The sequence below is a fragment of the Nocardioides sp. NPDC057577 genome (assembly GCF_042801335.1).
Taxonomy (GTDB): domain Bacteria; phylum Actinomycetota; class Actinomycetes; order Propionibacteriales; family Nocardioidaceae; genus Nocardioides.
In genome coordinates this window covers 35,560-48,651 of the sequence record NZ_JBHVGB010000012.1, presented here as the reverse complement: position 1 = coordinate 48,651, position 13,092 = coordinate 35,560, and the positions used below count along the sequence as shown (strand labels likewise).

The following is a 13,092-nucleotide window of genomic DNA, read 5'->3' as shown; positions in this document are numbered from 1 at the left end:
ACGTGTCGAGGAAGCTGCTGAGCGTCGCAGCCGTCCTCTCCGCGACCGCTCTGGCCGGCTGCGGCTCCGGGGAGCCCACCACGAGCAGCCCCGGTCCGAGCCCTTCGACCTCCTCCTCCTCCGTCGAAGCCTCCGGGCCCTGTCTCTTCGAGCCCGGTCAGGTCGCCAGCGCCATCCCCGGCTCCTGGTCGCACACCGCTGACGAGGACGTCTGCACCTACACCAGCGACCGGGGTGCGATCTTCGTGACCACGCTGGTCGACACCTCCGTCCAGGCCGGGCTCGACGCGAGTCGCGAGGACTGCATCGCCTCCCCCGAACCCGTCGAGATCGACGACGACGCCTTCGTGTGCGTCGAGGAGCACGAGGACGGCGACCTCGTGGTCGGAAACGTCGCTGTCGGGAGTCGACTGTGGTCGCTCGTCATCGTCCCCGACGAAGGCGTCCACGACGCCGAGCTGGGCGCCATGGGCCGGCTCGTCGACATGGTCGCCGACTAGCTCCTAGGACGCCAGCGTTCGAGGAGGCCGTCACCCGCCGCCCCCGCCGAGTCGGCCCGTTCTAACGAGCCGACTCGGCGAGATTTTCCGTCAGAACGAGCCGACTCGACGAGGTTGCTATCGCACCGTCTGAGTCCCGGTGCGAGAACTTTCTTCGGATCGGTGCTTGACCTTGACGCTGCGTCAGGGCTGCACGCTTCTTTCATCGCCCCGAACGGGGACCGAGAAACACCGATCACAAGGAGCACGACATGAACAACCTCCTCAGCCGCCTCGTAGGTGACAAGAAGGACTGGAAGCGCATGGAGGCCCGCGCCGCGGAGCTCCCCGCCGACTACCGCACCGTCTACGGCGAGATGAAGAGCTACATGTGGCGCTTCACCGCCGGCGACGGGATGGACATCGTCGCGATCCTGCGTGAGATCCTGGACCTGTTCGAGACCGAGGCCGCCGCCGGACGCAACGTCATCGAGGTCACCGGCACCGACCTGGCCGCGTTCTGCGACGCCCGGCTGCCCGAGCAGCAGGACGCCTACCGGAACAAGCTGCGGGCCAACCTCAACGAGGTCGCCCAGAAGCTCTCGTGAGTCAGGGCAGATCGAGGAAGGCGTACTGGGCGACCTTGTGCGGGAGCTGGACGACCGGGCCCCGGCGGAAGCCGTAGGCGTCGAGGCGGGCGAGGGAGGCCTCGTTGGTGGCATCGGGCTCGACGACGACACGGCGGACGCCGGGCTTGGCCACGACCTGCTCGAGGAAGAACCCGAGGACGGTCTCCGTCTGGCCCTTCCTGGCGGGAGTGTCGGCCAGGAAGAGGTGGACGCCGAGGTCGCCGGGGAGCCGCTCGTAGAAGGTGCCGAGCTCGTCGACCTCGGGGTCCCAGGTCTGGAAGAGCGCGACCGGGTCTCCATCGATCTCGACGATGTACGCCGCCAGGTGCGGTTGCTCCTGGAGCCAGGTGTAGATCTCCTCGATCTCTTCGCGCGGCTTCTCGACCATGCCCCAGAACCGGGCCCGATCGTCGTGGAGCCAACCGCACAACAGGTCGATGTCAACCGACGGCTCCAGGTCGCGAAGGGTCAGGGCTGGGTCGGTCAGGGGCATGTCTTCTCCTCGGTGAGCAGGGACCAGTCGGTGACGACGCGGAGCGCGCCTCCGCTGGCCCAGACGTCGTGCTGATCGGTGTGGTGGGGACTGTCCGGGGACCCGCTGACACCGAGGGGTACGACCCAGCGGCTCTGGTCGCGGTCGGCCAGATCCCAGGCGTAGCGTGCCACCGAGCCGCGGACGGTCACGGTCGCGCCCGGGATCCAGGCGTTGCAGCGGACCGTGTCGGTGTCGCCGGGCAGCGGAGTGGCGGGGGCGGTCCGGGTGTGCGGGAGGTCGAACTGCTCCAGCGCGTGCAGCGGCCAGAACCGGTGCCTCTCGGGCCAGTGCGGCAAGTGCCCCCGCCGAGTCGCCACGTCCTGACCACTGTCCTTGCCGAGTCGGCTCGTCATGACGAGCCGACTCGGCGTCTCCGGGTCGGTGGGCGCCGACTCGGCCAGGTAGACGGCCCGGGCAGCCTCCTCGACGAGAGCGATCGGGTCCAGGCCGAAAGGCCGCTTCGCCGACAGAATGACGTGCAAGCAGGCCGCGACCCGCGACGGCAGGCTGAACCAGGGCTCGTAGAGGGGCCCGTGCTCCGACGGCTCACGCAGCGGTGCGAGCGCCGGTGCCGCGCAGATCCGGTCGACCACCTCGGCCCGCAGCGCGGCATACCAGGCCGCACCCGGGGAGCCGTCCATCGCGCCGTCCCAGTCCACCAGCGCCGGCGGACGAAGATCGACCGGGAGCAGCGCGAGCAAGGGCCCGCCCGCGGTCTGGGTGGTGTCGGCGAGCACCGCCACCGCATGCTCGGCGTCGAGGAGCCCGGCATCGCCGAGGAGCTGTCCGATCCGGTCCGCCCGGAACGGTGGCGCGAAGCCGGCCGCGAGCACGTCGAACTCCGGCATGCAGCGGTCGTTGGCGGTCACGACGGAACCATCCGCCGACGCCGTACGCCGCGGCAGCGGCGCGACCCAGCCGGTCCACTCTCCCGCCTCGTCGCGGCGCGGCACCCGGCCACCGACGGTGTGGACGACATCACCCGCCACGTCGGCGATCACCCAGTTGTTGACCGGCTCGACCCAGTGCGCCACCGCGGCCTCCACGTCGGCGACCGAGCGGGCCCGCAGCAGCGGCAGCAGCGCCCCGAAGCCGAGGTCCCCGACCTCGTGGCCGGGCGAGCGCAGCACCTGTCCCCAGCCCTCGTCGGGACCACCGAGGACCACCGGTCCGCGGTCGGTCTCCAGGATCTCGACCTCGACGGGCTCCTGGTCGCGGACGAGGACCGTCTCGACGCTCCGCCGCACCTCGCCGCTCGCCGAGTGCACCGAGTCGCCGGAGCGGGTCAGGTCGACGCGTACGAGATCCTGGTAGTCGGCCATCGCGTTGGTGATCCCCCATGCGACCTGACCGGCGTGCGCGAAGTGCTGCACACCGGGTACGCCGGGGAAGGTCATCCCGACCACGTCGAAGGCATCGTCGGGGTCGGTGCACGCCAGCCGCACCTGGAGATAGACGTTGGGCGCCTCGAAGACCCGGTGCGGGTCACCCGCCACCAGCGGCAGACCGGAGACGGTGCGGCCGCCGCCGACGGCGTACGCGTTGGACCCACCGGAGAGGCCCTCGGTGCGGAACAGCTCGGCCTCGGGCCCGAGCACCCTCGCCGCCCGGGCGCCGAACAGCTTCGAGGGGAACGACCCGAACAGGATCTGCTGCACCCAGAAGACCGCCAGCGGCGTCCACGGCTGCCAGGTGCCCGGCGCGGAACCGAGCCCGTCAGGCCCATCGAGCTCGGGGCAGGAGGTCTCCGCGAGACCGGCGCGGACCCCGTCGACGTACGCCGCCAGGAATCCCTGCGCCTCCTCGTCGAGCCGCTCGTAGGCCGTCCGCGCCACCGCGGCCAGCCGGGAGCGGCGGGCGAAGACGTCCCACTCCAACCCGGCAGGGCCGAGCAGCTCCGCGGTGCGGCCCTCGCCCCGCAACCGCTCGATCTCGAGCTGCCAGGCCCGGTCCCGAGCGGTGGCCCGGCCCTGCAGCCGGGCCACCTCGGTCAGCGAGGCACCCCGCACATGCGGGATGCCCCACTCGTCGCGAAGAAGGTTCATGCGACTGGATCGGCGGCCGGTTCCGCGACGGGGTTGGCCAGCGTGCCGGCGAAGATGAGCGACTCTGCCTGGTCGGTGATGTCGACCATCTGCAGGGTGTTGCGCAGCTGGAGCCGGTTCAGGCACGAGTGGCGGAAGCGCGGGCGGAGGAAGTCGTAGCGCGCGACCGCGTCGGCGAGCTCCGGGTGGTCGGCGGCGTGGTCGACGATGCAGGCCCGCGTCTCGGCCCAGAACTCGGTCTCCGGCAGCACCCCCTCATCATCCAGGATCGCGGCGACATAGCGCAGCACCCCGTCGAAGATGTCGGTATGGACCGCGAGCGCCTTGACGTCGTCAGGGAAGGAACCGCGGATCCGGGAGACCTCCTCGGGGAGCGGCAGATCACCCATCACCGCCACCTCCTCGCCGATGTCCTTCATGAACGTCCGCACCGGGACGTGGTCGCGCAGCACCATCACCAGGTTCTCGCCGTGCGGCATGAACACCAGGTCGTACGCCAGCAGGCAGTGCACCAACGGGCGCAGGTAGGCGTCGAGGTAGCTGCGGACCCAGTCCCGAGCGGGCAGCCCGGAGGCTCGGACCAGCTCGGCCGCGTACGAGGCACCGTCGGCGTCGCGGTGCAGCAGCGCCGCCATCGTCGCGCACCGCTCCCCCTCTGCCAGGCGCGGCACCGGCGACTCCCGCCACAGCGCGGCGACCATCTTCCGGTAGGGCGACGGGCTCGGCAGGGCGTGGAATACGTCGCCGGTCCAGCCGATCGAGGCGAGCTCGCGCAGCACCCCGAAACCACGCTCCTTGAGCTCCGCGTCGCCCTCCACCACGTCGGCGACCCAGTCGTTGATGGCCGGGGTGGCCTTCATGTAGGCCGGCGAGAGCCCCCGCATGAAGCCCATGTTCTGGATCGACAGCGCCGTCTTGACGTAGTGCCGCTCGGGCCGGCTCGTGTTGAAGTACGTCCGGATCGACTGCTGCGGACGGTGCACGTCCTCGCCCGACCCGACCAGCACCAGCCGGCGCGCGGCGACGTCGGTGGCGAAGGTGACCGCCAGCTTGTGGCGCCACTGCCACGGGTGGACCGGCAGATAGCGGAACCCGGCCGGGTCGAGCCCGAGGCCGCGCAGCTTCGCCGCGAACCGGGCCAGCGTCGCCTCGCCGAGCTCGGCCTCGTAGAGAGCCTGTTCGTCCTCGCCGCGCCCCAGGGCCAGATGGGACTGGTCCCGGGAGACGGCGACCCACACCAGGCTCAGGTCGTTGCTCGTCTCCGGCGCCCAGCGGGCGTGGTCGTCGATGTCGAAGCCGATCCGGCCGTTGTTGGCGACGAAGGCCGGGTGGCCCTCGCTCATCGCTCCCTCGACGCTCTGATGGTCGGCGTCGACCAGGTCGGCGGCCGTCAGCGTCTGGTGCTCGAGCTTCCAGCAGGCCGAGGCGATGGTCGCCGCCAGCTCCTCCAGGTAGGTCGGCAGCAGCGTGTCCGGGATCCCGAGGTCGGGGGCGAACTCGGCGACGAACGCCTGTGCGTCGACCTCGGCCTCCTCCCCCGAGCCAGACACCGTCGTGGTCCGCCGCACGATCGAGTCCGCGTCCACCACCCAGTGGTCGAGCTGGAAGCGGCGCGCGGTGAAGGTGTAGGTCGAGGACGGCCCCGGCAGCTCCCAGCCCGCGTCGGTGGCCACGGGCGCGAGCATCCGCTCGTGGCTGAACTCCGCGATCGCCTTGGCGACCAGATGGCGGTGCGCGACGCGCAGGTTCTCCGGTCGCAGGTGAGCGGCTGCGTACATCTCCCGGCTGCAGACCGAGAGCATCGCGGTCTTCTCCCCGATGCTGATCTCGCGCAGCTCGACGAAGCCCGCCTCGGTGTTCTTGCGACGGATCGCCTCGTTGCGTACGTCCGGCTCGACGACCACACGACGCACGCCGGGGTCCGCGAAGCAGTGCCGCATGACCGCCCGGAAGACCCGGGTCGTGTAGCCGGTGACGGGCTCGCCGACTGTGTCACCGGTTGGCGGCGCGACCAGGACGTGCATGCCCAGGTCGCCAGCGGCCAGGTCGGGCACGTGAGTGATCCCGGCGAGCTCGCTGCGGGCGGGGTCGTAGGTCTCGACCAGGAACGCCGGCACACCGTCGACCCGGCCGAGCCAGGCGTCGTGGTGCGGGTGAGCGGCGATGCGCGCGTACTCCGCGGCGACATCCTCGAGCGCGGCGTCCAGCATCATCCAGTACGCCGAGCGCGGGTGGGTCACCCAGGAGTGGACGGTGGCGAGGTGAGCCTCGATCTCGAGTGGTTCGATCGTGATCCTCATCGGTTCTCCTCCGTGGACTGGCCGGGCTGAATCTTGAAACGGTCCGGGACGCCGAACTCCTGGAAGGCGACCCGCTTCTCGACCGGGTACGGCTCCCGGCCGAGGATGGCGGCGAGGATCACCGAGCTGCGGTAGGCGCCCATGCCGAGGTCGGGGGCGACGAAGCCGTGGGTGTGCTCCTCGCCGTTCTGCACCCAGATCTCGCGGTCGGTGGTGTCGACCGAGAAGGTCGAGCTGGCGGCGTAGCGCCCCTGCTCGTCCAGGCGGAGCCGGTCGCGGACGGGCTCCAGGAAGGCCGGGATGCCGGCGCGGTATCCGGTGGCGAGGACGAGCGCCTCGGTCGCCATCTCGTAGTCCTCCTCCTGCTCCACGTGGTGCAGGGCGAGGTGGTAGCCGTCGTCGGTGCGGGTCACGCCACGCACCTCGGTGTTGGTCAGCAGCGTGGTCTCGGCCGCCTCGGTGACCGACCGGGTGTAGAGCGCCTCGTGGATCGCGTCGATGGTGTCGCCCGAGATGCCCTTGTAGAGGCTCTGCTGCGCCTTCAGCAGCCGGTCGCGCTTCTCGCTCGGAAGTGCCTGGAAGTAGGCGGAGTACTCCGGGGAGGTCAGCTCGAGGGTGAGCTTGGTGTATTCCATCGAGAAGAACCGCGGGCTGCGGGTCAGCCAGGCCAGCTGGTAGTCGTGGTCGGGCTGGGTGGTCAGCAGGTCGAGGTAGACCTCGGCGGCCGACTGGCCGCTGCCGACGAGGGTGATGCTGCGCCGGGTGACGAGCTCGTCCTTGCGGGCCAGGTACTCGGCGCTGTGCAGCGCCGGCCCCTCCGCGGCCATGGCCTCGGCCGCACACTCCGGGACGCGCGGGGTCGTCCCGGTCCCGAGCACCAGCCGCCTGGTCCGATGCGTCTGGGTTCGATCGCCTTGGCCGGAGGCGGTGGTGACGACGTACGTCTCGCCGTCGTGCTCCACGGAGGTGACGTGCTGCCCGAAGCGCACCGAGTCGAGCCGCTCGGCGACCCACTGGCAGTACTGGTTGTACTCGCGCCGGTGGGGCAGGAAGTTCTCGCGAATGTAGAACGGGTAGATCCGGCCGGTCTGCTTGAGGAAGTTGAGGAAGCTGAACCGCGAGGTCGGGTCGGCCATCGTCACCAGGTCCGCGAGGAACGGCACCTGCAGGGTGGCCTCGTCGAGCATCATCCCGGGATGCCAGTCGAACCGGTCGCGGCCCTCGAGGAAGAGGCAGTCGAGCTCGTCGATCGGGTCGGCGAGGGCGGCCAGGCCCAGGTTGAACGGACCGAGCCCGATGCCGATCAGGTCGTGGACGCCGGCCGATGCGTCGGTGAACACAGTTGCGGGTGCGGTCATCGGACGACCTCCGGAACGGCGCGGCCCAGCGTACGGACCTGCTCGATGATCTCGAGTACGTCCTGCACGGAGGCCTTGGGGTTGAGCAGGGTGAGCTTGAGGAACTGCCGGCCGTCGACCTTGGTCGCGGCGACGACACCGCGGCCGCCGCTCCACATCTCGGCTCGGATGCGGCGGTTGAGTTCGCCGATCCGATCCTCGTCGAGCCCAGTTTCGTCCAGGTGCGCGTCGACGTAGCGGAAGACGACGGTGGAGAGCTGCGAGGGCGTGATGACCTCGATGTCGGGCTGCACGCTGAGGATGTCGTAGACCTCGCGGGCCAGGTCGATCACGGTCTCCAGGTAGGCACCGATCTGGTCGGGGCCCATGGTGCGCAGCGTCAGCCACAGCTTGAGCGCGTCGAAGCGGCGGGTGGTCTGCAGGGACTTGTCGACCTGGTTGGGGTTCTCCGACTCCCGCGGGTTGAGGTAGTCGGCGTACCAGGAGGCGTGCTGCAGGCTCGCCAGGTCGCGGACCAGCAGCGCGCTGGAGGAGACCGGCTGGAACCAGGTCTTGTGGTAGTCGATGGTGATCGAGTTCGACCGCTCGATGCCGTCGAGCAGGTGGCGATACTTCGGCGAGGCGAGCAGCCCACCGCCGTACGCCGCGTCGACGTGGAACCAGACGTTGAAGTCCCGGCAGGCGTCGGCGATGGCGTGGAGGGGGTCGATGACACCGAAGTCGGTGGTGCCGGCGGTGGCCACGACCGCGGCCGGGACGAGCCCGTCGACGACGCACTCGTCGAGCGCCTCGCGCAGCGCGACGACGTCCATCCGGTGCTCCGCATCGGTCGGGATCGCGATCGCGGCCGCGTCGCCCATGCCGAGCAGGCGAGCCGACTTGGCGATGGAGAAGTGGCTGTCGGCGGAGGTCAGGAAGCGCAGCCGGTCCAGCGGTACGCCGCGACGCGCCGCCTCACCACGGGCCAGGAGCAGCGCCTGCAGGTTCGACTGGCTGCCGCCGCTGGTGAAGATGCCGTCGCGGGTCGCCTCCGGGTAGCCCGCGCGGGCAGCGGTCCAGTCGATGAGACGACGTTCCATGAACGTACCTCCCACGGACTGGTCGAAGGTGTCCATCGAGGTGTTGACGGCCGCGATCAGCAGCTCGCCCACGAGGGAGGGGATCACGACCGGGCAGTTCAGGTGGGCGGCGTAGGAGGGGTCGTGGAACCAGACCGCGTCCTTGAGCCACAGCTTGCTGACCTCGGCCAGCGCGGCGGCGCCGTCGGCGAGGGGGGTGTCCAGGTCGACCTCGGCGACCGGTTCGGCGGCCTTCTCGGGCGAGATCCCGGTGGTGGGACCCTCGAGCGTGGCGAGCTGGTCGACGAGCAGTCTGATTGCTTCGGTGATGCCGCTGGTGTACTCACGAGCATTGTCGGGGTGGAACAGATGCTCCAAGTGCGGTGCGCTCACTGGTCTCCTTCGACACGGGGGATTAGGTTAGGCGAACCTAAGTGAGGCTACCCTAAACGCGCCCCCGCCAGACAGGTGGCCCACAGAGAGGACGATCACACCCGTGCCGAGCTCCCCCACCCAGGCCACCCGCGTGCTCGCAGGCTTTGCCTTCGCGTCCCTCGGCAACGGCCTGACCCTCCCGTTCCTCTACGTCTACATGGCCCAGGTGCAGGATCTCGGGTCGTCGACCGCCGGCTGGATGTTCGCCTGGATGGGCCTGGTCGGCCTGGCTGCCGCCCCCGGGGTCGGCGCGCTCCTCGACCGCTTCGGGCCGCGCCCGGTCCTGCTGGCCGCGCTCGTCGTGGAGGCGATCTCGATCGGGTCGCTCGGCTTCGTCGACGGGACCGTGCCGACGATGGCCGTGCTCGCCGGCGTGGTCGTGGGTGCCTCTCCCCTGTGGCCCGGAACGACGACCCTGCTGGCCGGGATGGTGCCTGCCGCGGAGCGCGAGCGGGCCTACGGCTTCGCCTTCCTGGGGCTGAACGCGGGCATCGGCGTGGGTGGGCTGGTCAGCGCCTTCCTCATCGACGTGGCGCGTCCGGAGACCTTCCAGGTGCTGTACCTGTGCGATGCCGTCGCCTATCTGGCCTATGCCGCGGTGCTGGCGTTCCTGGTCCGCTCCCCGGCCCGCACCACGAACGATTCCACGGACGACGACGCGAGCGCTGGTTCCTGGGGCGAGGTGCTGCGCGACCGGCGGGCGGTCGCCCTGGTCGGCTGCGGCGTGCTCGCGGTGACCTTCGGCTACGGACAGCTCGAGGCCGGCGCGACCGCCTACGCCGTCGACGTCGCCGGGGTGCCGGCGACCGCGCTCGGCTGGGCCTTCGCCGCCAACGCCGCGGTGATCGTCTGCGGGCAGGTGATCCTGCTGCGGCTCACCTCAGGGTGGCGGCGCACGACCGCGCTGGCCTGCGCGGTGCTGACCTGGTCGCTGGCCTGGACCGTGCTCGCGGCCGCCGACCTGATGCCCGTGGCCGGCGCGATCGCCGCCGTCGTGATCGGCCTCGCGATCTTCGGCCTCGGCGAGACGCTGTGGGCTCCGATCGTGACCGGCCTGGCGAACACCATCGCCCCCGACCACCTGCGGGGCCGCTACAACGCGTCCCTCGGTCTCACCCTGACCCTCGGCCAGATCCTCGGCCCGGCGCTGGCCGGCACCCTCATCGGCAGCGGCCTCGGCCACCTGTGGGCGGTCGTCGTGATCGGCGGCACCCTCATCGCGGGCCTGGTGCTGACCCGGCTCCGGTTCCTGCTCACCGCGGCCGAGGACGGTGCCCCGGAGACCGAAGCCTCCGGGGAGCCGGTCGACGTGCGGATCTGATCAGCTGGAGTATCCCAGCCGCCCGCGCGTCGCGACGACGAGCAGCGCCGCGACGACGCCCGACCCGACCAGCAGCGCGAGCTGGAACTGGTCGGCGTCGACGTCGGGGAAGACCTCGGCGAAGGCCACTGAGGCGAAGTTGTTGACGCTGACGTGCAGGAGCATGGCCAGCGGCAGGCTCTGCCCGGTGCGGTTGAAGACCCAGGTCATCACGATGCCGAAGGTGAAGCAGAAGCCCGCGAAGACGAGCGGCGCGAACCAGCTGACCTCCGGCCAGCCGCCCCAGTCGGTCAGGAAGAGCGGCATGTGCCACAGCGCCCAGATCGGACCGAGCACGAACGCGGAGCCGAGCGGTCCGACCTTCCGCTGCAGCCGGGGCAGAGCGAAGTCGCGCCAGCCCGGCTCCTCGGCGAGACCGGTGGTGATCATCTGCATCAACAGCCCCGGGACGTACGCCACCGCCACGATCAGCCACGCCTGCGACGGTGTCGCCATCTGGTGCCCGGCGGCCTGGAGCGAGACGATGATCGCGGCCGGCACGCCGATCAGGATCCCGGCGTACCAGCGCCAGCTCGCCCGCCAGCGCCACATCCCCCGCACCCAGGCCCGCAAGCCGGCCCGGCCCCCGACGATCCCGGTGACCAGCGCGGCGCTGCCGATCGGGCCGAGGTACGCACCGGGGAGCATCCCGAGGAGCTGGCCGCCGATCACGCCGCCGGGGAAGGTGAGGTCCCAGACGCCGAGGCCGCTGTTGGACAGGACGTACGGTGTCCAGGCCAGCCAGCTCGCGGCGAGGGCGAGCACGAAGAAGGTGGAGAGCTGGTGTCGGCGTACGAAGGCTCGTAGGCCTTGGTCCGGCTGTGTCGTCGGCGGGGTCACCGACGTTGTCGTGGTCATGGTCGTTCCCTTTCGAGGTGGGTCGATCTCGTGATCCGAACCTAGAAATTCGAGCGACCTGGTCGCGCCTGGCAAAAGGCCGAACCTTCGTACTTGCATCGAAAGATGCTGGTGACCGGGACGGTTGCGGGAAAGGATGATGGCGTGAACGACGAGACGACCCGGATGCTGCCGCGACTGATCCCACCCGTGGTGGTCTGGCTGGTCACCACGGCGCTGCTGGTGGTCGCGCCGAGCCTCGACTCCGCCGACGCCTCCATCGCCGGCCCGGCGCTCGGCAGCGGTGGCTGGTGGGTCGCACTGCTGGTGCTCACCGCCCAGGCGGCGACGCTCCTCGAGCGGAGCTCCCGACCGTTGGCGGTGCTGCTGGCCGTTGCCTCCGCCTCGGTCATGCTGGCGCTCGGCGGCGCCGGCGACTCCACCAGCCTCGCCGCGGCCGCCGTGCTGGTCGCGGTGTGGTCGGCGGTGAGCTCGGTCGAGCTCCCCCGCCGGGCCCGTGCCCTTGCCGCTGCGCTGGCCGGAGCCGGACTGCTGGTCGCGGTCGGGACGGGCCTGAGTCAGACCAGCATCGATCTTCCGCTCGGCACAGCGGTCCTCGGAGGCCTCGTCCAGGGGGCGGGCGTGATCGTCCTGCCGGCGCTGCTCGCCGCCACCGTGAGGGCGCGTCGCGACGCCCGGTCGGCGCGCGCCGATCTGGCGCAAGCGGTCGAGCGCGAGCAGTCCGCCCAGATCGCCGCGGCGATCGCGGAGGAGCGTACGGCGATGGCGCGCGAGCTCCACGACATCGCCGCCCACCACCTGACCGGGATCGCGGTGATGACGGGCGCGGTCGAGCGGCAGATCGACACCGACCCGGCCGGTGCGAAGGATTCCGTACGCCAGGTCCGCACCCAGAGCACCGCGATGCTGCGCGAGCTGCGTGGCCTGGTCACGCTCCTGCGGAGTCCCGGGCAGGCCGATGACGCGGGCGGGCAGGAGCGGCTGTCCCAGCTGGCCTCGCTCGTCGAGGAAGCACGGCGCGCGGGACTCGAGGTGGAGCTCGCGACGCCGGGGACCGGCGCCGCCGTCGAGAACGTCGGGCCGCTCGCCCAGCTGTCCGCCTATCGCACGGTGCAGGAGTGCCTCGCCAACGCGGCCCGGCATGCGCCTGGGGCCCGCTGCGTGGTGGTCCTGGACACCCAGGACCCGGCCGAGGTGGTGATCACGGTCCGCAACGGGCCACCGGCCACGCCCGTCCCGTCCGGCGAGAGGTCGGCGCGGCGTGGCCTGGGCCTGGTCGGCATGCAGGAGCGCGCCGACCTGACCGACTCGATCCTCGAGGCCGGACCGACCGCCGAGGGCGGCTGGCAGACCCGGCTGAGGATCACGGCATGATCCGGGTCGTGGTCGCCGACGACCAGCCGCTGGTGCGTGCCGGGCTGCGTACACTGCTGGGCACCGAGCCCGACATCGAGGTCGTCGCGGTGGCCGAGGACGGTGCGGAGGCGGTCGAGCAGGCGCTCGCGCTGCGGCCGGACGTGGTCTGCATGGACATCCGCATGCCCGGCCGCGACGGCATCAGCGCCACCCGCGAGCTCTGCGGGCCCGACGTCGCCGACCCGATCCCGGTGCTCGTCCTGACCACCTTCGACATCGACGACTACGTCTTCGGTGCCCTCGAGGCCGGCGCCTCCGGGTTCCTCCTCAAGGACGCCGACCCGGACGCGATCGTCGCCGCGGTCCGCTCCGTCGCCGCCGGCCACGGCACCCTCGACACCTCTCTGACCCGACGGGTCCTCCGCGAGGTCGTCACCCGAAGGCGTACGCAGCCCGTGACCGCCGCGCGCGCCAGCGAGGTCCTCACCACCCGCGAGCTCGACATCCTCCTCCACCTCGCCGAGGGCATGTCCAACGAGGAGATCGCCCAGGCGCTCGTCCTGGAGATCTCCACGGTCAAGTCCCATCTGGCCCGGATGATGCCCAAGCTCGGGGTCAGGTCCCGCCTCCAGGCCGCCGTGTGGGCCTACCAGTCGGGACTCGTCGAGCACTGAGGCCG

11 protein-coding genes are annotated in these 13,092 nt (G+C 71.0%); 5 read left to right on the top strand and 6 right to left on the bottom strand.

Features of this window, described 5'->3' with window-relative positions; all coding sequences use genetic code 11:
• Positions 1 to 2: 2 nt before the first annotated feature.
• A complete protein-coding gene (locus ACFU7D_RS04345; protein WP_378863801.1) occupies positions 3 to 500 on the top strand; it encodes a hypothetical protein in 498 nt (165 codons plus the stop codon).
• Positions 501 to 751: 251 nt separating this feature from the next.
• A complete protein-coding gene (locus tag ACFU7D_RS04340; protein ID WP_378863798.1) occupies positions 752 to 1,087 on the top strand; it encodes a DUF1048 domain-containing protein in 336 nt (111 codons plus the stop codon).
• A 1-nt stretch (position 1,088) separates the two neighbouring features.
• On the opposite strand, the gene ACFU7D_RS04335 is transcribed toward ACFU7D_RS04340, so the two are convergent.
• From ACFU7D_RS04335 to ACFU7D_RS04315, 5 genes are read right to left on the bottom strand one after another with little or no spacing between them, the layout of a single operon-like run.
• Complete coding sequence (locus tag ACFU7D_RS04335; RefSeq protein WP_378863794.1) at positions 1,089 to 1,601, bottom strand: GNAT family N-acetyltransferase; 513 nt, start codon at positions 1,599 to 1,601, stop codon at positions 1,089 to 1,091.
• Positions 1,592 to 3,688, bottom strand: coding sequence for a penicillin acylase family protein (locus tag ACFU7D_RS04330; protein ID WP_378863791.1), 2,097 nt, complete (start codon positions 3,686 to 3,688; stop codon positions 1,592 to 1,594). Before ACFU7D_RS04330 ends, ACFU7D_RS04335 begins: the two co-directional genes overlap by 10 nt.
• The gene (locus ACFU7D_RS04325) at positions 3,685 to 5,988 is read right to left on the bottom strand and encodes a GNAT family N-acetyltransferase (RefSeq protein WP_378863788.1); all 2,304 of its coding nucleotides are present in this window, start codon (positions 5,986 to 5,988) and stop codon (positions 3,685 to 3,687) included. Before ACFU7D_RS04325 ends, ACFU7D_RS04330 begins: the two co-directional genes overlap by 4 nt.
• The gene (locus ACFU7D_RS04320; protein ID WP_378863785.1) at positions 5,985 to 7,346 is read right to left on the bottom strand and encodes a lysine N(6)-hydroxylase/L-ornithine N(5)-oxygenase family protein; all 1,362 of its coding nucleotides are present in this window, start codon (positions 7,344 to 7,346) and stop codon (positions 5,985 to 5,987) included. Before ACFU7D_RS04320 ends, ACFU7D_RS04325 begins: the two co-directional genes overlap by 4 nt.
• The gene (locus ACFU7D_RS04315; RefSeq protein ID WP_378863782.1) at positions 7,343 to 8,797 is read right to left on the bottom strand and encodes a pyridoxal phosphate-dependent decarboxylase family protein; all 1,455 of its coding nucleotides are present in this window, start codon (positions 8,795 to 8,797) and stop codon (positions 7,343 to 7,345) included. The genes ACFU7D_RS04320 and ACFU7D_RS04315 overlap by 4 nt, the downstream gene beginning before the upstream one ends.
• Before the next feature lie 103 nt (positions 8,798 to 8,900).
• Here ACFU7D_RS04315 and ACFU7D_RS04310 point away from each other — a divergent pair, with 103 nt between their 5' ends.
• Positions 8,901 to 10,160 carry an MFS transporter gene (locus tag ACFU7D_RS04310; protein WP_378863779.1) on the top strand — a complete coding sequence of 420 codons (1,260 nt, stop codon included), beginning with the start codon at positions 8,901 to 8,903 and terminating at the stop codon, positions 10,158 to 10,160.
• Here the strand turns inward: ACFU7D_RS04310 and ACFU7D_RS04305 are convergent, their stop codons facing one another.
• Positions 10,161 to 11,057 (bottom strand): type II CAAX prenyl endopeptidase Rce1 family protein, encoded by an 897-nt coding sequence (locus ACFU7D_RS04305; protein ID WP_378863776.1) that lies wholly within the window; start codon positions 11,055 to 11,057, stop codon positions 10,161 to 10,163. It lies immediately after the preceding gene.
• A gap of 144 nt (positions 11,058 to 11,201) precedes the next feature.
• On the opposite strand from ACFU7D_RS04305, the gene ACFU7D_RS04300 reads away from it, so the two are divergent.
• Positions 11,202 to 12,431 (top strand): sensor histidine kinase, encoded by a 1,230-nt coding sequence (locus tag ACFU7D_RS04300; RefSeq protein ID WP_378863773.1) that lies wholly within the window; start codon positions 11,202 to 11,204, stop codon positions 12,429 to 12,431.
• Complete coding sequence (locus tag ACFU7D_RS04295) at positions 12,428 to 13,087, top strand: response regulator (RefSeq protein WP_378863770.1); 660 nt, start codon at positions 12,428 to 12,430, stop codon at positions 13,085 to 13,087. The genes ACFU7D_RS04300 and ACFU7D_RS04295 overlap by 4 nt, the downstream gene beginning before the upstream one ends.
• Positions 13,088 to 13,092: the final 5 nt, after the last annotated feature.